This is a genomic window from Trichococcus alkaliphilus (assembly GCF_003008695.1).
Classification (GTDB): domain Bacteria; phylum Bacillota; class Bacilli; order Lactobacillales; family Aerococcaceae; genus Trichococcus; species Trichococcus alkaliphilus.
Genome location: NZ_PXZT01000008.1, coordinates 79,621 through 98,611, shown reverse-complemented (window position 1 = coordinate 98,611; position 18,991 = coordinate 79,621). Strand labels below are relative to the sequence as shown.

18 protein-coding genes are annotated in these 18,991 nt (G+C 49.9%); 4 read left to right on the top strand and 14 right to left on the bottom strand.

Features of this window, described 5'->3' with window-relative positions; all coding sequences use genetic code 11:
• Position 1: 1 nt before the first annotated feature.
• Positions 2-142, top strand: a complete 141-nt coding sequence (locus C7R73_RS13730; RefSeq protein ID WP_161525906.1) for a hypothetical protein — start codon at positions 2-4, stop codon at positions 140-142.
• Between the two features lie 21 nt (positions 143-163).
• Here the strand turns inward: C7R73_RS13730 and C7R73_RS08290 are convergent, their stop codons facing one another.
• From C7R73_RS08290 to C7R73_RS08270, 5 genes are all read right to left on the bottom strand, one after another.
• The gene (locus C7R73_RS08290; protein ID WP_106450055.1) at positions 164-865 is read right to left on the bottom strand and encodes a molybdopterin-dependent oxidoreductase; all 702 of its coding nucleotides are present in this window, start codon (positions 863-865) and stop codon (positions 164-166) included.
• A 30-nt stretch (positions 866-895) separates the two neighbouring features.
• Positions 896-1,567: a DUF3159 domain-containing protein gene (locus tag C7R73_RS08285; RefSeq protein WP_205076493.1), complete on the bottom strand. Its 672-nt coding sequence runs from the start codon at positions 1,565-1,567 to the stop codon at positions 896-898.
• 4 nt (positions 1,568-1,571) lie between these two features.
• Entirely contained in the window at positions 1,572-1,907 is a 336-nt protein-coding gene (locus C7R73_RS08280; RefSeq protein WP_106450053.1) for a hypothetical protein, read from the bottom strand.
• 210 nt (positions 1,908-2,117) lie between these two features.
• Positions 2,118-3,386 carry a uracil permease gene (gene uraA / locus C7R73_RS08275; RefSeq protein ID WP_106450052.1) on the bottom strand — a complete coding sequence of 423 codons (1,269 nt, stop codon included), beginning with the start codon at positions 3,384-3,386 and terminating at the stop codon, positions 2,118-2,120.
• Positions 3,387-3,691: 305 nt separating this feature from the next.
• Positions 3,692-5,104, bottom strand: coding sequence for an aspartate ammonia-lyase (locus C7R73_RS08270; protein ID WP_479688037.1), 1,413 nt, complete (start codon positions 5,102-5,104; stop codon positions 3,692-3,694).
• Between the two features lie 258 nt (positions 5,105-5,362).
• Between C7R73_RS08270 and C7R73_RS08265 the strand changes: the two genes are divergently transcribed.
• Positions 5,363-5,803 (top strand): Lrp/AsnC family transcriptional regulator, encoded by a 441-nt coding sequence (locus C7R73_RS08265; RefSeq protein WP_106450050.1) that lies wholly within the window; start codon positions 5,363-5,365, stop codon positions 5,801-5,803.
• A gap of 137 nt (positions 5,804-5,940) precedes the next feature.
• Here the strand turns inward: C7R73_RS08265 and C7R73_RS08260 are convergent, their stop codons facing one another.
• The 9 genes from C7R73_RS08260 to C7R73_RS08220 all read right to left on the bottom strand — a co-directional run bounded on the left by C7R73_RS08260 (position 5,941) and on the right by C7R73_RS08220 (position 15,618).
• Complete coding sequence (locus C7R73_RS08260; RefSeq protein ID WP_106450049.1) at positions 5,941-7,449, bottom strand: DUF1846 domain-containing protein; 1,509 nt, start codon at positions 7,447-7,449, stop codon at positions 5,941-5,943.
• Between the two features lie 153 nt (positions 7,450-7,602).
• Positions 7,603-8,364: a YibE/F family protein gene (locus C7R73_RS08255; RefSeq protein ID WP_106450048.1), complete on the bottom strand. Its 762-nt coding sequence runs from the start codon at positions 8,362-8,364 to the stop codon at positions 7,603-7,605.
• Positions 8,361-9,482: a YibE/F family protein gene (locus C7R73_RS08250; protein WP_239992600.1), complete on the bottom strand. Its 1,122-nt coding sequence runs from the start codon at positions 9,480-9,482 to the stop codon at positions 8,361-8,363. The genes C7R73_RS08255 and C7R73_RS08250 overlap by 4 nt, the downstream gene beginning before the upstream one ends.
• 40 nt (positions 9,483-9,522) lie before the next feature.
• Complete coding sequence (locus C7R73_RS08245) at positions 9,523-10,053, bottom strand: GNAT family N-acetyltransferase (protein WP_106450047.1); 531 nt, start codon at positions 10,051-10,053, stop codon at positions 9,523-9,525.
• Between the two features lie 105 nt (positions 10,054-10,158).
• On the bottom strand, positions 10,159-10,659 hold the full coding sequence (locus C7R73_RS08240; RefSeq protein WP_161525905.1) for a GNAT family N-acetyltransferase: 501 nt from the start codon (positions 10,657-10,659) through the stop codon (positions 10,159-10,161).
• 119 nt (positions 10,660-10,778) lie between these two features.
• Positions 10,779-11,300 carry a DUF2703 domain-containing protein gene (locus tag C7R73_RS08235; RefSeq protein WP_106450045.1) on the bottom strand — a complete coding sequence of 174 codons (522 nt, stop codon included), beginning with the start codon at positions 11,298-11,300 and terminating at the stop codon, positions 10,779-10,781.
• Positions 11,301-11,383: 83 nt separating this feature from the next.
• Positions 11,384-11,884 carry a hypothetical protein gene (locus C7R73_RS08230; RefSeq protein ID WP_153060378.1) on the bottom strand — a complete coding sequence of 167 codons (501 nt, stop codon included), beginning with the start codon at positions 11,882-11,884 and terminating at the stop codon, positions 11,384-11,386.
• A 116-nt stretch (positions 11,885-12,000) separates the two neighbouring features.
• Positions 12,001-13,494 carry an SH3-like domain-containing protein gene (locus tag C7R73_RS08225; protein ID WP_153060377.1) on the bottom strand — a complete coding sequence of 498 codons (1,494 nt, stop codon included), beginning with the start codon at positions 13,492-13,494 and terminating at the stop codon, positions 12,001-12,003.
• Positions 13,495-13,536: 42 nt separating this feature from the next.
• The gene (locus C7R73_RS08220; protein WP_161525904.1) at positions 13,537-15,618 is read right to left on the bottom strand and encodes a permuted SH3 domain-containing protein; all 2,082 of its coding nucleotides are present in this window, start codon (positions 15,616-15,618) and stop codon (positions 13,537-13,539) included.
• A gap of 258 nt (positions 15,619-15,876) precedes the next feature.
• Between C7R73_RS08220 and C7R73_RS08215 the strand changes: the two genes are divergently transcribed.
• Entirely contained in the window at positions 15,877-16,575 is a 699-nt protein-coding gene (locus C7R73_RS08215) for an ABC transporter ATP-binding protein (RefSeq protein WP_106450041.1), read from the top strand.
• A 15-nt stretch (positions 16,576-16,590) separates the two neighbouring features.
• On the top strand, positions 16,591-18,939 hold the full coding sequence (locus C7R73_RS08210; RefSeq protein ID WP_106450040.1) for an ABC transporter permease: 2,349 nt from the start codon (positions 16,591-16,593) through the stop codon (positions 18,937-18,939).
• Positions 18,940-18,991: the final 52 nt, after the last annotated feature.

Below are 18,991 nucleotides of genomic sequence, written 5' to 3'. Positions count from 1 at the left end.
AATGATAAGTCCATCATACCAAATGCCGGGACTCCAGCCTATAGTTTTGGGAAAACTGACTTCTGCCGAAAAAGTGGCCAGGACAGCAGCCCCGGTCACTCTGTCTTTCTTGGAAGAAGCATTATGCGTGGATACAGCCTAAGCTTCTCTGTAGCCTCTCTTCTCACGGTTTGACATCCGCCTCATTGTCAAAGCCCCGTTGTTCCCAATAGCCTTTATAGTCCGCGTCATCGGACAACTCAATGCGGGTGATCCATTTGATCCATTTGTATCCCAGCTTATCTTCCGCTACCAGCTGGAACGGAAAGCCTCTTTCGGGTGGCAGGACAACCCCATTCATTTTGTAGGCGATCATCAGTTGCCTGTCCATGATCGTCCGCAGCGGCAGGGATGTGCTGTAGCCATCCTCCGAATAAAAAATGACCGTATCGGCGTTTTCCTGAACGTCCACTCCTTCGAACAGGTCCGCAAGCAGAACCCCCTCCCAAAGGATATCGACGCTCCATCCTTCCACGCAATGCAGTGTCACAACCTTTGTGTACTTCTGATTGTCCAACACTTCATCGTAGGATAAAGAAACGGGCTGCTCGACCAAGCCGTCGATCGTCAGCGTGTAGGCATCTACGTCTATGTACTGGGGGCCTTTGATTGAATTTTCCCGAAAATCGGTCAAAGAAGACAAATCTTTTCCTTCGTATTCGGTCACTTCGATTTTGCTCAGTTCTTCCAAATCAGTTTCACTTGTATTGTCATCATTGGAGGTTCCACAACCAAAGAGCAACAGACTCAGCAATAAAAACAAGTATCTTTTGGGAATGCGATTGGCAGAGCGGCCCTTTACTGCGGCTATTCCCACTTTATCCATCAAAATGCCTTCTTTCTGAAATCCTTCTGATTAAAAACCACGTGTCTGCCCTTCCCACGGTTGCGGTTTTCCTTCCCGGTGTTCCTCCACGCTAGGTCCTTTGAGGTTGCGGAGGCGCCAAATGCCGTAGAGATAGCTGAGGATCAATCCTGCAATCGTGAACGGAAGCCCCAAGAGCGTATTGGTCCAAGCCAACTCAACAATATCGCCACGCCTGAAAAGGATGATCTGCAAGGCCAGGCGCATCAGAAAAAACAGAAACCAAAGAACCGTCACTTCCTGATAGGCCGGCTTCACGTCCTTGCGCCAATACCAATCCAAATCCCACCCGCGCGTCAAATGGCTCGTCAACGCGGCCATCGGTTTCCCAAGAACGATGCTCACCAGCGCCGCCAATACGAACAGCGCGCTGGTCGCTATTTTGGGAAGATAATAATTGGCGGCATTATTCGAGAAATATGCGATTCCGGAGGCAAACATAACACCAACCAAACCACCCACGGCATAACGCAACGGTTGCTTCCGTGCCAACCGGATGATTCCCAATAACAAAGCCAACGTAATCGCCAAAATACTGGCGACAGTCAACTGATATCTGCCATTAACGACGGCAAACAACAAGGGAGGCAATAAAGCATCGAAAGTCTTTCCTGAGATGACCAATTTCAATTCTTCCGAAATTTCCTTGATTCTGGATTTCAAATCATCAGCCCCTATCGGCGAACTTGTAGGCGACATATTCAATGATGACACAGTAACCGATACCCGCTACAAAACCGACAACATCTTCGAATCCTGTAGCGCTATAAAAGGCGAAGGAAACCAACAGCCCCAGGATGGCTCCACGCCCCAATGCTCGTTTCAACTCCTGCATTTCGCTTGCAAAACCGATGACGACACCCATCAACAGCCGGTTATACCAGAAGGCGAACAGATACAGCGCCTCCTTCTCAAATCCGGAACGCAATTGGGCACCCACGATGCAGACTATGCCCAAAAGAGCTCCCACAACGATAGAAATCTTCATTCTACTCGTCAACATGCGCTCAACTCCCCTCATCTGTCGGCATGAAAGTCAGCCTTCTCATTTGCCTCAATTATACTACTGCTGTTCAAAAAAGCGAAAATGACGGCTCCAGTCCGGGGAATACCGGGTTGGAGCCGTCATAAAATTTAATAAGCTGATGGAGTGGGGAAGGTTGGATCCGATAAGAGCCTGCTTGCAGCTACTATTATCAAACAGCCTATGTTCTTAGTCTGTTTCGTTCATCCAGCCTGCTTTATCAAACAGGTAGAAAGATAAGCTCAAAATGATGCCGACCACACTGGCTAAGACCATTCCGCTTAATTGGATGCCTGCAAATTGAACTGTCAAGCCGCTTAATCCAGTGACGAAAACGATGGATGTCAGGATCAGATTCTTGGATTTGCTGTAGTCCACTTTTTCTTCAACCAATAAGCGCAAACCGCTGGTGCCGATCATGCCGTAAAGCAAGAACGTAACGCCACCGATGACGTCACCAGGAATTGTGGAAATCAGTGCCGCCAACGGTCCGAAGAAGGACATGACCATGGAGAAAATCGCAGCGCCGGCGATGACGCGCACGCTGTAGACACGTGTGATGGCCATTACTCCGATGTTCTCGCCGTAAGTCGTTGTCGGAACACCACCGATCAAACCGGATAAAGCAGATGCAAAGTAATCAGCAAACAACGAACGGTGCAAGCCCGGATCTTTGATCAGATCGCGGCCGACGACGTTGGAAGTGACCACCTGGTGTCCAATATGCTCTGAAGTCAGCACAAGCAAAACCGGAAGCATCGTCAAGATGGCATTCATATCAAATTTCGCCAATTGGAAATGGGGCATCGTAAACAAAGATGCTTCCATTACCGGAGTGAAGTCGACCATGCCGAACGCAATCGCAGAAATATAGCCAACGACGATGGCGATCAGAATAGGGATAGTGGACAAGAAACCTTTGAAGAGTACGGAACCTAGGACAGCCGTTCCCAAAGTAATGAAGAAGACAGCGAAATTCTGTGCTGTCGCAGTATCGGTCATCAAGTTTGCGCCGATTGATCCCCCTTGAATCGTAAGGTGAGCCAGTTCCAGACCGATCAAGGCAACAACGGCCCCCATCGCTGCAGGCGGAAGGACAACATCGATCCACTTTGTGCCGACACGATAGATGACGAAGGCCATGATACAGCCAATAATACCTAAGACGACGAAACCGCCCTGCGCATACTCAAAACCTTGGTTAGCGATGATGATGCTCGTCGGTCCGATGAAGGCAAAGCTTGAACCAAGATAGGCCGGCGATTTCCCTTTTGTGATCCAAATGAATAATAGCGTGGCGACTCCGTTCATCAATAATACGATGCTCGGATCAATACCGAAAATGATAGGCACAAGCACAGACGCACCGAACATTGCGAAAGTATGTTGCAAACTAAGCGGAATCAGCAAATTTGCAGGCACCTTTTCGTCAACCTGAATAATTTTCTTTGAAGACATTCTATATTTCCTCCTATAGGCGCAAAAAAAAGCCCTTGAATTATGATATTCGCAAAAGGACCTAAGGTATCAAATATTCGATTTGTTACCCTTTTTAATCTCTCAGGATTAGTTTAAAGGACTCTGCTTCGCTTATTTTAGCAATAATAGTTAGGGAATACAATTATAAAATGATTAAATAATCCCGCTTTCGGCCGATGAAGTTCGGTTCGAAAACTGCTGCTGTATTGTGGGATTATAAATTTGGGACCGTCAGAAAGCCTTGGATCAACCTGTCAGGCATTCTGGCGGTCCCTACAATTCAATCAGACAGCCTTGCCTGCCAGCAAGACTAGCTCCGCCGGTATGCCGGCCATGCGTTTGAGATCAAGGATGCTGTCTGTTTCCTCAACCGAGAACAGTCCTTTTTCAAGCACCAATTCCCTGACGGTCTTGCCTGTCTTCAGTGATTCTTTGGCGATTGCGCTGGCTTTTTGGTAGCCGATCATCGGGCAGAGGGCCGTCGCGATGCCGGCGCTCTCTTCCACCTGTTTGTAGCAGGCCATCTCATTGGCTTGGATGCCTTGGATGCAGTTGACGGTCAGCGTAGCGACCGCATGCCCCAAGCAATCAATCGATTCAAACAACGAATGGAAAATGATCGGCTCGAAGGCATTCAGCTCCAACTGTCCGGACTCGGCAGCCATCGTGAGGGTGAGATCGTTTCCGATCACGCGGAAAGCGACTTGCGAAACGACTTCGGGTATCACCGGATTCACTTTTCCCGGCATTATCGAAGAGCCATTTTGTTTGGCCGGCAAACTGATTTCACCGATTCCAGCCCTTGGACCGCTCGACAACAAGCGCAGATCATTGCTCATCTTCGATAAGTTCACCGCTGCCGTCTTGATTGCCGCCGACACCCTGACGAAACCGTCCACGTTCTGGGTCGCATCGAAAAGATCCTCCGCCTGCATGAATGCAATCCCCGCTTCTTCACTCACGAATGCGGTTATGTTCTCCAAGTATTCCGGAGTCGTATTGATGGCATTGCCGATAGCGGTCCCGCCGAGATTGATGCTCTTCATCTCTTCTGCAGCACTCATGAGGTGGTGGATATCCCTTTTGACGAAGGACTGATAAGCTTGGAACGTTCTCCCTAGCGTAGTCGGGACCGCATCCTGCATTTGCGTCCGCCCCATCTTGATGACCCCGGCGAATTCTTCGGCCTTAACCCCCAATGCCCGTTCCAGCTTTTCCAGTTCGGCAATCAGTTCAGGCAGAAGCTGAAGGACGGTCATTTTCCCCGCAGTCGGGAAGACATCGTTGGTGGACTGGCAGAGATTCACATCGTCATTCGGATGAACGATGCGGTAATCGCCCTTTCTCCCGCCCAAAATTTCGATGGCGCGATTGGCGATGACTTCGTTGGCGTTCATATTGGCCGAAGTCCCGGCACCGCCTTGGATGGCATCCACGATGAATGCTTCATGAAAACGTCCCGCCACAATTTCGTCGCAGGCTTGGACAATCGCATCCTTTTTTCCGACTGTCAGGTTCCCCGACTGAGCGTTCACAATAGCTGCGGCTTTCTTTATTCTAGCCAGATTGCTGATCAATTCCGGATGCAACTTCGTGCCCGTGATGGAGAAATTTTCCTTTGCACGCGACGATTGCACACCATAATACGCTTCTGTGGGTACTGCTAACGTTCCGATCGAGTCTGCTTCAATTCTCATGTTCATCTCTGTTTGCCCCCTGAAATTTTTCTGTAATTCATAGTGCAAACAATACCACCCCTGAAAACTGAATGAAACAGCTCAAAGGAAGTTGCGAACAAAACCCGCATATTCGACATTTTCACAGAAGAATCACACGAAATTTCCCATGTAACTTTATTTTCTTAAGTCATGTCAGCATTCGTTTGCGTCCCCTGCCCTGACTGATATAGAATCTTAAGAATACAAAGCAAACAAGAACAAGGGAAGGAGCCTCTAATGGATAAAATCGATAAGCAAATTTTGAATATTCTGCAGACAAATGCGCGGGCTTCCCTGAAAGAAATCGGCGAGGCCACCTTTTTGTCTTCTCCGGCTATTTCCGCAAGGATCGCCCAACTGGAAAGGAGCGGCATCATCACGGATTACGGCGCCCATCTGAACCTGCAGACGTTGGGCTACAACATCAAGGCTTTCATCAATCTGGAGGTCAGCCCCAAACAGAAGCCTGTTTTTTATCCTTTTGTGGACAGCATCCCCAATGTGTTGGAATGCAACTGCGTGACCGGAGAATTTTCGATGCTCCTGAAAGTCGCCTTTCCGACGACGAATGAATTGGATACTTTCATCGGGGAGCTGCAGCAGTTCGGCAAGACCTACACGCAGGTCGTCTTCTCCACCTCTGTCGGTCCCAGGGGCATCCATTTTGAAGACCAATAACAATCCGCATCATTCCTGAAAAAAAGCTATCCGCTCCTGAAATAGACAGGGAGCGGATAGCCTTTGAAATTAGTTTCTGACGGTTTATCGCAAACGTGTTCTGATTTGCAGGGGATTCCGCAAATCAGAACACTCTATTAAACGTAGTAAAGATTTTCGGACGGGTAAACAGGATCGCAAGTGATGTCCATGCCAAGGTTGCGAAGGATCTGATCGTCATCTTTGTTCAGGATGACGGTCGAGTGTGCCTGCACATCCTTCAGCTCGGAAAGTTTATCGTAAGCCAGTTGGGCAGTCGGATTGGTGACCGCTGAAATGGACAAGGCGATCAGGATTTCATTCGCCGTCAAGGTCGGGATGCGCTTATGCAAGCCATCGCTCTTCAGTTTTTTGATCGGCTCCAGAATGACCGGGGACAGCAACAGGATGTCGTCGGAAATGTTCGCCAAAGCTTTGATCGCATTCAGGATGGCGGAAGAAGAAGCATCCATCAGATCGGAAGTTCTGCCAGTGACGATCCGTCCATCGTTCAGTTCGAAAGCGATGACCGCAGGAATTTCGTTGTCCACAGCGTGTTTCATCAAACGCTTCGCATATTCGCGGGCAGGCTTGACGGGAACCCGGTCTTCCTGCTTCAATTCGACCTCTTCCATGATCAGGCGCATATGGTTGCGCGTCTCTTCATCGCTCAGGCCTTTCTTGTAGTCGCATTCCGTGTCGAAGCTGCGGCGGATGATTTCCTGCTTCGACGCTTCCCGGATTGCTTCGTCGTCGGTGATGCCGAAGCCGACGCGATTGACGCCCATGTCCGTCGGTGATTGGTAGACGGATTCCTTGCCGGTGATGCGCTCGATGATCCGTTTGATGACAGGGAAAGTCTCCAGATCGCGGTTGTAGTTGACAGCCACTTCGTTGTAGGTCTCAAAATGGTAGTTGTCCATCATGTTGACGTCCTTCAAATCGACAGTTGCGGCTTCATAGGCGATGTTCAACGGGTGCTTCAAAGGAACATTCCATACCGGGAAAGTCTCGAACTTGGAATAGCCGGCTGCGCGCCCTTGACGGCGTTCGTGGTACAGCTGGTTTAGGCAGGTAGCCAACTTTCCGCTGCCGGGACCCGGAGCAGTAACGACGACAATCGGCTTGGTCGTCGGAATATAGGTGTTCTGGCCGAAGCCTTCTTCGCTGACGATCGTTTCGATACTGGAAGGATAACCTTCAATGGCGCCATGGGTATAGACTTTGATATCGCGTTTTTCGAGTTTGTTGATGAACACTTTTGTGGCCGGCTGTCCGTTGTAGCGCGTGATGACGACACTGTTGACGGCCAATTCGTATTCCCTCAGCTCATCGATCAGACGGAAAACATCCATGTCGTAGGTGATGCCGTAGTCGCCGCGGATTTTGTTGCGTTCGATATCGCCTGCATACACACAGATCAGGATCTCCGCTTGGTCCTTCAATTTCTGCAGCAATTTGATTTTGGCATCTTCATCGAATCCCGGCAATACGCGTTTCGCATGCTTGTCGCCGATCAGTTTCCCTCCGAACTCAAGATACAATTTATCATAATTGTTGACCCGTTCCAGGATATATTTCGATTGTTCTTCAATGTATTTCTGTGGATCAAAGCCGATTTTCTTCATCTGTTTTCCTCCAATATCTGAATGGTGTATCTGTATACTTGTGCCGTTACGCGCCTCTTCAGGATGCAGAAATGAGTCAGCTGACTCATCCGTAACGCTTTGATTTCAACTCTAACAATTATAGAGCATTTTCCTTGGTTGGCAATACGTATTTTAAGCCCGCGATGATTTGTTCAACAGCATGCGCGCCGTGACCCAAGCGGTAAGCGGGATGATTCCGGTCACTCCAATGCCGATGACGAACATGGAAAGGACTTCCGAGACAAGCACCTTTGCGTTCAACGCCTCCCCAAAAGAATAGGACAGATCCCTGAACCAGAGGAAAAGCGCGAGATAACCGCCGATGAATGAAAAATACAGCGTATTCGTCGTCGTTCCGATGATGTCTTTGCCGATCGTCATCCCTGACCGGAACAATTCCTTTTCGCTCAACTGTGGATTGCGGTGATGGACTTCATGCAATGAGGATGAAATGGAGATGGCCGTATCCGTGATGGCCGCTATCGTTCCTGTTATCATCGTGCAAATACCGATTTGGACGAAATCCACATTCACAAAAAAGGAAAGCGTGGTGTACTCTTCGACTTCCTCGGGACCAAAGCCCTGTATCATCGCAAACCGATGCACGATAATGATCAACAACAGCAAGAAAAAAGTTGTGAAGATCGTGGCGATAAAAGCCGCCTTGGTCTTTACGTTCACGCCGTTTATGTAGAATAAATTGATGTAACCAACCACCGCACAAGCCAGCAAGGTCACAAAAAGAGAAGGAAAGCCATTGATCAACAGCAACACCAATACATAGAGTACCGCAAAATTGAAAAACAGCGACAGGAACGAAGAAATCCCTCGTCTGCCGCCCACCGCCCCCATCAGAAGCAAAAGCAACAGCGCCAATACCAGCTGCACGCTCATCGATGGTCACCCGCTTTCTTGGGAATCAGACGGACTGCTGTGAACATTGCTAATGGCACCGTCAAAACGATACCGATACTGCCCGCCAAGGCTCGGGTGATTTCCAAAGATAATTGCATCGAAAAGGTGTGGAATACATCGGAGCCGTTCTCCAAATAAAAAACGAGCGTCGGGATCGCTCCGCTGACATAGGCAAAAAGCAACACATTCGCCATCGTCCCCATGATGTCCTTGCCGATTTCGCGTCCGGACTGGAATAAAGCTCTGGCGGATATCGCGGGGTCCTTTTCGTACAGTTCCTGGATGGCCGCGGTCATCGTGATAGCGACATCCATCACCGCACCCAGCGAGCCGATCAGAATGCTCGACAGGAAGATGCGCCGCGGATAATGCGTCACAAACTGCATTTCCTCATAGCGCAGGCCCTGCCCGTTCGTCAAGGCAATGACCCCGTAGGCGATGATCAAAGTCATGAATGTTCCGATTAAAGTGGAAAGGATGGCTGCGTAAGTCTTTCTGTTTCTGCCGCTGACCAGGAGTAGCGTAAGGACGGTCCACCCGATCACCGCAGCACTGCTGATCCGTAATAATTGTGCATTATCCGCAATCTCATAACTGTCCAGAGCGACACTGAACAGCAAAATGTTCCCTGCAATACTGACGAGGGAAAGCAGGCCTTTTTTCCCCGCTACCGCCACAAGCACGAAAAGAAACAAGGCACCCAAAAGGGCAACATATTTATCCCGCTTTACTCCGGAAATTTTACCTGTCACTGCACCCGAATCACTCTCGCTAAGGGAAAGGAACACTTCATCGCCTGAACGGTACATCTGGCTATAGGCAAGTGAATCGGAATAGTTGTTTTCTATCAAGACCTGCGCCCCTTTCGACACCCCGTTCATCAGTACAGCCGTCAGTTTTTGGTTGTATACGGGATAGCTTTCTCGATTGGCGCCGATTGTTTCATCGGTTCCAACGGCTTCCGCTGCAATGATTTTGGCGATTGGTTCTTCGTACCACGCGTAGTTATTGTAGCTGAACATCGTCAGCATCCCCAACAACGCCGCAAACAAGGTCAATAGTATAGCTTTTTTCCTAACCAACATCCATTTTTTCATCCGTTGTTTTTCCTCCCTTCAAAAGATTTCCGCAGAGGGTTTACCCTAGAACGGAACTGAGGATCTTCTCCATCCGGATATCGTCGCGCCATTCTCCTTGGGAATAGGTGAAGTGAGGGATGACGCCTATTTGTGTGAAGCCGGATCTTTCGTACAATCTGATTGCGCCGGCATTGTGGGAAAAGACTCCCAGCTCTATCCGCTGATAGCCTAGACTCCGGCATTCTTCTTCATACAGGGCCATGACCGTTTTGCCGATGCCCTTGCTGCGCCACTCCGGAACGCCGATGTAGATGCCCAACCAGGCTGTATTTCCGTCCTTCTTCAGCAGGACGGGAAAGTCGTGGATGATCGACGCGATCCCGACCGGTTTTTCATCCACGCAGATGAAATAATTGCGCTTGTCCGGATTGCTGAGGCTTTCGCGGACGCCCTCTTCCGTAATCAAAGGCGGCTCGCTTTCTTCGTAGTGTGGGATGATGAACGGAGAAATAGCCGGGTCATTTTCCCAACGGAGCACTGTCTGGATCAGTTCCTCGTTCAAAGGTAAATTTTTCAGTTGCAGGTCCATTATTTCTTCGCTCCTTCGGTTTTATCGATCAGATGCTTGGTTCCATACGAAAAGGATTGCACCGTTAGGTTCGGGCGCAATCCTTTTCGCTTATCCACACTTATTTCAGAGAACTTTTTCATATGCCCAACGCATATCGCTGATGCTTGTCAGGATGTGGCCGCAGTAGGCATACCCGGATTTCTGCAGGGCACGCTGCATGCTTTTGTTATCCGGATGCGTATCGATACGCATGCTGGAGTAGCCTTTTTTACGCGATTCATCCGCAGCCCATTCGACGATTTCTCCAAGGACGCCCTGGCCTCGGAATGCGTCTTTGATCGTGATGCGATGGATGACACTGTAAGGATTATCCGTCAACCATTGGCCCTCAGTGATGACTTTATAGGTAGGGTCCACGCCGTAAAAAAATGCAAAAGTTGCCCCGGGAACGCCATCCCGCAGGTATATATAGCTGTATCCTCCGTTGATATCCTGAAGAATGACTGCTTCGTTCGGATACCCTTTTTGCCATTGATCGATGCCGGACGCCTTTAGCGTGACTTTCGCCTCATTGATGATTTCCATGATTGCGGGCAGATCCGCTGGCGTTGCTTTTCTGATCATGCTTCGACCGCCTTTCATTCTTTTCATTTAAAGTAAGATTATACCGGAAATCTTGTTGTTTTCAGTATTTTTTTGCTACTTTTCTTCATTTTGATGTATCTTGCTTGCCGGGCACATACTCAACAATCCACGCCGCTGAAAAATTTCCTGATATTTTCGGGCAACCTGTATTCTTCTGATAAACTGGCATTGCTTTGCTTTTCTCCATAGATTGCTTTTAGGATGGCATCAATGATCAATTCCTTGGGTGGCTCGGCGAACTCCTTGCCGTTATGCGTCCAGATTCTGCAGTCTGTTTCTTCGCCGCACAAATCCCCGCATTCTTGGCATCTCGATTCCTTGAGGGACAAATTGATGTCATTCCCATTGATCCGGATTGTCGGAGAACTAAGGAATCGATGCTGGATTGCCAATTCTTCTGATGTGATATTGATTTTGCGCAACTGTATCTCATAGCCTGCCGCCCTCAAGACTGCGGCAACGTCGCCGATAGCCTGTTCCAGACTGGTTTCAGTCCCCTGACACCGGCTGCACGTGGACAAATCCAGATACAGAAAATCGATGACTATCTGCTTTTTCATTTGTTCTGGCTGGCAGCAGGCCTGTTCGCCAGAACAGCAACCACTGATATCTTTGTTCATCTTGATCATCCTCTCCAACACACTGGCGATGGAACGCTATTTTCAGCAGGATAATTTTGTGGCGATAGAAATCCTTCAACGTCCTATAGGTTGAACATCTTTCGGTACTGCTGGATATAGGATTGCTTTTGTTTTTTCAGCGTGTAGAGCGCATTTTTGATCTGGTCCGGCTCATCCGCCATATCCAGGTCTTCCTTTTGTTTTTCGATGCCTTCTACTACCGGCTCACAGTAGGCCGCTTCTTTTATTTCATCCAAAATGGCGATGATTTCCTTGCGCATCCTTTCGACACGGGGGCCTTCACCTGCTTTTATTTCATCCAGGCTTTCGACGAGTTCCCGGAATGGAAGGTTTCTTCTGACTTTTCCGTCCTTGATGCGGATATATTCTTTTTTGAATTCCGTAACGCCGGGCACCGCCCCGTTCAATTGGTACCAGCCATCGTAGAGGACCCATCCGCCCTCCGGTTCGGCTGGGATGAAGTCCCTTTTTAAAATGTACACTTCGTCCGCACCGGTAATTTCCGCCACCCAACATTTGCTTTCGCTGTCTGCCGGGCTGAGCTGCAAACCTAACTTCGACATGGTAAAATCCTCTTTCTGATCATTATTAGAAGTGTTGATCCACTCCTCAGGCCGATTGCGCTGTGCCTGATTCCGTTCTTCCATTATACGCTATCTCTTTAGTCATGGATAGGGAGTCACTTCCCAAAGGCCCGATGATCGATCCATCCTAGCTCTTCCCCATTCCATTCGGCATACAGATAGTCTCCACTGACCGTCTCTTTGCTGATTGAAACGGTCTCGTCAAGATATTCCGCTGTGGAGCCGAATTCTTTTGCTCCGAATTCGCCCCAAGGCAGACTGTCGATGGAATAGCCACCATCAGAAATGACGGCGGAGTAAGACACGGGAACAACATCGAACGGCTTGACAGCTCGGCTGTCCACCCAACCCAATGGGCTTCCTTGCATCCAGAGCAAGGAATAGAGTCCGTTCTGAGTGGTTCCTTTGACCAATAATTCCTTGCCTGCATAGCTATCGGAGTAACCGATTGTTTCATAATCAGGCGTGCCCAAAGGAAGGCTGTCGACCGAGTAGCTCCCGGCCGTAATGACGCCGATGTAGTCGCCGTTTTCGAAGCCGAAAGCTTGCCTGTCGATCCACCCAAGATAAGCGGCATAAACGCTCGATCCATCCATTGTTTCATAGATGATAGTTGCATTCGCGCCAAGGACGTCCTTCGTAGTGCCCAACTGGACCGATGCCGACAGTTCCGGTGGCTGGCTCGAAATCGAGTATTGGCCGGCAGTGATGTAGTCGGTAGCTTCCGCAATCAGGATGTCATCACGGATTTCGATGGCGCGCGTATCGACCCAGCCCCAGACATTTCCGTCCTTGAAGAGCAAGGTATAGCTGCCGTCCGACAGTGAACCCTTGACCGTGATATACGCTCCAAACTGTTCGCCGGTTAAAGCCACCGTCTCACTTCCCGGTGTTCCCCACACAAGCGTATCGACTGTAAAACCTTCAGCTGCAATCACGCCTACTTGTTCCTCACCAACCAAGCCCAACAGCTCTTTTTCCAGCCAGCCGATGCCTTCATTGGTGAGTGTTGTGGCATAAAAATATTCCCCGTCGGCCGACGCAAAGGCAAGGCGCACCCTTTCTCCGATCCGGTCCGAGGTGTTGCCTATAACAGCAGCTTCCTCGCTGTTTCCCGGCAGGCTGGTGATTGGGGAATCGCCAAGTGTGATGTAATCCGAATCAGCTGTTGGCTGGAAATCCGCTTCTTTGAGCGCTGCGCTTTCGATCCAACCAAATCCCAATCCCGCTATCCACACATAAGCGTACTCTCCGTCACTTGTCTTCCTGGCAATTGTTATGATGCGCCCGATGTAATCATCCGATTGTCCGATTGTCTCCTGGCCCTCCATGTCCCACGGAAGCGTATCGATGGGATAGCCTTCCCGAAAGATAGTCGCAGTCTCGTTTACCGTAATGAAAATCGGTGTTGCCGAATCTGCCTTTTCGCCTTGGGAAATATCGGCTAAGGGAGGGATGGATGTCTGCTTGCTTTCATTTATCAAGGAACTTTCAACCTGACTCCCCACCAAAGATGGCGGGGTGCTGCAGCCCGAACAAAAAATCACCATGAAACTGGATACAAGCCACCGCCTTACTCCTTTTTTCACGACCGCTCACCCTCCCCTCTGTCTCTCTTTCAGGCGGATCCGTCACTCGGCGTCACCGCTGTCCTTTACCTTGACACCATCCACAATATCTTTGTTCGGATCAGCAACGTATCGCTCACCTTCCACCAGACCGTCTACTACTTCGATGTCATATTCTGTTTCCAGCCCGGTTTCGATGTACCTTTTTTCGACTCGGTTTCTGCTGTCCACCACATACACATACGCTTTTCCGGATTCCGCTTCGATTTGGACGGCCTCATAGTTCACGCGCAGAGCATCAAGCCTTTCGACCGTTATGATTTCCGCATCGGCTTCATAGCCTACTTTGATGTTTTCGTCAGGATTGGTGATCGTGACTTTTACCGCAACTTTCGCATCCTGGTCTGCGGATGTCGCGGATTTTTCCGCCGATTGGCCGATTTCCGAGACAACCCCATCATATTCCGCAGCGACCCCTTTCACCTTAACTGTCGCCTTCTGGCCTACCCGCATATTGACGCTGTCATACTGGCTGACAGCCAAGCTGATCACATATTCGGTCGCCCCATCGACGATGATGGCATCGCCGACCTGAGGATATTCATTCGCAACGACGTCCATCTTCGTCACGATGCCGTCGACATTGGCCTTCAGATCGCTCTCCTCTATTTTTTTGTTCAAGTAGGCGAGGTCTGTTTTCAGGAGAGCAATCTGGTCGGCCTGATTGGAGATTCTTTCCTCCGCTGTCGCGCTCGAAAACGTTGCCGTGGTGTTCAGATTCGAGAGAGCGATTTCCGCGCTCCGGACGGATTTTTCGCCATCGCTGATTGCCTTGATCGCCGCCTCGTACTTTACGGCAGCGCCGCTTCTGGCATTTGAAACGCTGATTTCCGCGTTACGGACAGCGGCTTCGCTGTCGCTGACGGCTTTTTCAGCTGCAGCATATTCAAGAGAGCCCGCGCTTTCGGCGTTCGAAAGAGCGATTTCCGCGTTGTTCACAGCAGCTTCGCTGTCCGAAACCGCTTTTGCGGCTGCAGCATATTCAGCGTCGGCTGCGTTTTCGGCATTCGAAAGAGCGATTTCTGCGCTGCGGACAGCTGTTTCAGCATCGATCACCGCCAATTTCGCCGTATCATAGCCGGCTTGATAGCCCATTTCAGCGCTATCAAAAGTCAGTTCCGCATTCCATACCGCCGTTTCGGCAGCGGTGACAGCCTGTTGCGCCAACTGATAGTCCACTGCGTACAGAATCGGATCGGCGTCGTACAAGGTTTTGACGATATCCAGATTCAGTTTTGCACTCTCATAGGTTGCTTTAGCTGTTTCCAACGCACATTTGGCTTCATGCAGGGCATTTTCCAGATCATCCAAATTCTTTTTTGCGATCCAGTAATGCGCCTTCGCATTTTCCAAAGTCAGTTCGGCTTGGCCGACCGCATTCGCGTTGGCTATTTCGACGTTATGCAGTTTATCCGCTAATGCGGCAGCATTCGATTGGGCACTCTCCAAGACTATTTGAGCTTGGCTCACAGCGTTGTCGTAGAGCGTTCCCCGCGCCGATAGATTGGAGTTGGCCGCAGCATAATTCGACTGAGCATTCTCCAGGGCTATGTTAGCCTGGCTGATGGCATTCGCATTGAGCGTATTGATGTCATCCAGATTCCCTTGCGCCGCACTATAATTTGATTGGGCAGTTTCCAGCGCAATCCCCGCTTGGCTCACCGCATTCTGGGAGGATGCCTTATCCATTTCTGCGCTGCTCCCGGAAAGATAGGCAAGCGTCGCCTCTGCATTCGCAAGATTGATGACCTGCTTATCCATTTGGGTGCGGTACTCGGTCGTATCAATCCTCGCCAGCACATCGCCTTTCTTGACTGCCTGCCCTTCCTCCGCCAACACTTCAACAATCTTGGCTGTGGGCGAGGGATAAAGGCTACTCCTGCTGCTGGCTTCGATGTCGCCGGTTATCGGCACATACTTAGCCAATTGCCCTTTCCAGGCCGTATGCACCGACACTTCCTGGACTTGGGCATTCTGATACCACCAGTAGGCAGTACCTCCACCCACCAGTAAAGTCAGCAGAAGGACCGCGGTGACAATGATCGATTTTTTTGATTTGAATATGATAGCTTTCAATTTCCCCATAAAGAAGACCCCCTCGCGCAATTTCTGGATAATCCAGTTGATTCCATCGTTTCGGTATCTCAATTTTACCATATCGACCGATGCATCCGTGAAGACATTGTCAGCGCATACAAAACCATTCTGGATAATTCATCTTTTTGGGTATCTCCTATTTTAGCTATTTCAGCAAAGGATTTTCCATTCTCAATTTTTTGACAAAATTTCCCGACACAAATATACTTGAACTGATTGAAGCGATTTCAGAAGAGGGTGGCTGCGATGATTACGATGACCAATGTGACGAAAACTTACAAGACCGGTGACGTGGAAACCTACGCCCTGAAGGACGTCAACCTCACCATCGAAGAGGGCGAATTTGTCGTCATCCTCGGCCCCAGCGGCAGCGGCAAGAGCACCCTGCTGAACGTCATCAGCGGCTTGGACACCGTCACTTCGGGGGAAATCACCTTCCGGGGCGAGACGCTGACAAACCTGGACGAAGAGGAGATGACCGCCTTCAGAAGGAAACATCTGGGCTTCATCTTTCAGCAATACAACCTGCTGCAGAACCTGAACGTCTACGAGAACATCCAGATTGGCTCGGACATAGGCACCGCTCCGCTCGACATAGGCGACCTGCTCGAAAAGGTCGGTCTGGAAAAAGCCCGCAACAAATATCCCAGCCAGCTCTCCGGAGGGGAACAGCAACGGGTTTCAATCGTCAGGAGCCTGGCCAAGAATCCCGACATCATCTTCTGCGACGAACCCACCGGCTCGCTGGATGAAGAAAATTCAAAAAAGATTCTGCAGCTGCTGCAGAACCTGAACGAGGACTACAACAAAACCGTCATCGTGATCACCCATAACCTGGGCATCGCTGAAATGGCGGACAAGGTCATCAAGATGAACTCGGGTCAAATCACGGAAGTCATCCTCAACGAAGTCAAAAAGAATGCCCAGGACATCTCTTGGGGATAGGGGGAGGTGCGGATCATGCTGCTGAAAAATGTCATCAATACCTTGCGGAAAAAATGGATGCAGCTGGTTGCCATCGGATTCATCATCATCCTGAGCTCCGCCACCTACACCATGATGTTCTACGGATTGAGCGGCATCGAAGAACCGACGGAAGCGTACTTGGCGGATTACAACCAGGAGGACTTTGCCGTTGAGATGCTGAACCGGGTAACGCTGGAAGAAGCAGCCTACCCCATCGCGGCGGCGCTGCTGGTCAGAGGCTTCTACTCGCTCAGCGACATCAAGAAAGTCGAGCCCGCTACTTTCTATAAGCTCATGGACAACCGGATCGCCGAATTTGAAGCGCGCTATCGCGATGTCAGCCTCGAACTGAGGGAATACAAAAACACCTCCTACACCTACCAAGGGCAGTCGCATAAAGCGCTGCTCGTGAAGGATGGCGAAACAATCAATCTTTCCTATATGGAGGAAGGCCGCAAACCCTCAGCCGACAACGAAGTCGCCTTGACAAAAGTCTATGCCGACAAGAACGGACTCACCCTCGGGGACGCCCTTATCATCAAAAACAAAAGCTACCGCGTGACGGGCTTTGTGCTTTTCCCAGATTACACCCTTCCTATGTTCGATGAAACCTTCAACTTGGATACCGGGCTGCAGACACTATTGCTCATGTCTGATAAAGAATATGAAAACTTCGACGACAAAGAGAGTTTCCGTTTGGCCGGCATGAACCTGACCGGAGAAAGTATAGACACGACCTACGACAAAGATGCGCTGCCTTTCGTCAGCCAGATTACAGATACGCAGACCAGCATGAGGAGCGGTGCCATCTATGATGAACTCACCCAAGGAAAAGTTATGGCTTTGGGACTCAGTATCTTCATCGCGGCTATCGCCGTCATCATCGTATCGATCCTGATCTACAACCTGCTCCTTGCCGAAAGAGGCCAGATCGGCATCCTCAAGGCGCTCGGCTACCGCCGTTCCGAAATAGCCCGGCCTTATTTCGTCGCGATGATGGTCTTCGCTGCCCTTATGCTGGTCCTTGGCTACTTCATCGGATCGCTCTATTCCGAGCCGTTGAAAAAATTGTATCTGGATTTCTATCTCCTGCCCCAAGTCAAAATCGCCCAGAGCTTCACCGTCTTCGCCACTGCGATCCTGGTGCCGCTCCTGTTCTTCTCCTTGGTTTCCTGGATCATCATCTACCGGATCCTCGGCGAGAATGCCTTGGAACTGCTGAAGCCGCATGAGGGCAAGTCGATCAACCGGATCGGCCGGTACCTCAGCCGGGTCCTTTCCAATGCTAAAGGGAGCACAAAATTCAAATATCTGCATGCCATCAAGAGCACCGGCAGCTTCTTCATTTTCTTTTTGGGCATCATGTTCTCGACGATCCTGATGAGCTTTTCCTTCATGATGGGCGGCATGGTCGATCGGATGACGGTCGACTATCTGAACAAGGTCGACTACGAATATGAGGCCTATCTCGACGTCACAGAAAGGCTGCCCGAAACGCAGCCCGGGGACGAAAAATTCCTCATCTATCCCTTCGCTGCTCTCGACGGCAACGTTGTATCGCTGCAAGGGCTGTCTTCACGCAACAAACTTTACAGCCTGTATGATGAGGACGGTAATGACATAACCGTAAATATCCAGAACGGCGCCGTGATCACGAAACGGCTCAGCATCAAGCTCGGACTCGAAGAAGGCGATACTATCCGTTTGGAAGTGAACGACGACACTTTCCCCTTCCTTGTCAAAGGCGTGACCGATGAATACATTTCCGACAAGGTGTACCTGAACATCGAAAAGCTCAGCAATATATTGTCGGAAAATAGCACTTCGCGCCTGTACAGCGGCATCTATTCGCTCAAAAAGCCGTCCGATGCCTACTACAGCACAATCATCAGCAAGTCCGGGCTCATCGAACAATCGAAGGCGATGTCCAACTACACGCAGTTCATCTCAAACATCATGATCGGCGGATCTGCAGTCATCGCGGCGAGTATTCTCTTCGTGCTCACTTCCTTCACGGTCGAAAAAAATTACTATGTGATTTCGTTGCTCAAAGTGATGGGCTACAAACGCCGGGAAGTCAATGCGATGATTTTGAACAGCTATTTCTTTTATGCCCTGATTTCCTATCTGATCAGTATCCCCATCGCTTTGGGTATACTGAACCTGATGATGCGGTTCTTCACGGAGGAATACGGCGTCATCCTCCCCCTGCAGTACAGACCGATTTTCCTGCTGCAGACATTGGTGATCCTGGTCCTCATCTTCTTTGCCGGCACCTACATAAGCAGGCGGAAAATCGCCAAAATCCCGCTTCAGGAAGTACTCAAATCCTATCAGGAATAAGCGTGGCCGGAAGCTTTTCGTTAGTCGCTTACCCACTCCTGTAGTAATATAT